Source organism: Marisediminitalea sp. (assembly GCF_984433645.1).
Genome location: NZ_CFIDRX010000256.1, coordinates 3,870 through 4,143 on the forward strand (window position 1 = coordinate 3,870; position 274 = coordinate 4,143).

The following is a 274-nucleotide window of genomic DNA, read 5'->3' on the forward strand; positions in this document are numbered from 1 at the left end:
GCTATGGATTTTACACGTAGGAACGTTCGCGTTTTGTTTCTATCGCATCAATATAACCGTGCCAGGAAGCAAATCCTAAGATAGGCATTAGCACAATAAAACCGATGAACCCGGTTACAAAACCAATGGCTACCATAGAGAAGATAATTCCAGCCCAGGTAAACATGGGTACCTTGTTCACCCATACAGCATTTACGCTGGTCATTACCGCTGTCGCCAAATCAACTTTGCGCTCCATTAATATAGGTTGCGTGAAGGCTGTAACGAAAAACAT

At 43.1% G+C, this 274-nt stretch carries 1 pseudogene; it reads right to left on the reverse strand.

Annotated elements, in window-relative coordinates:
• Nucleotides 1-10: 10 nt before the first annotated feature.
• Nucleotides 11-274 (reverse strand): annotated as a pseudogene (locus tag AC4MRN_RS19770) (DUF2189 domain-containing protein); the annotation flags it as partial.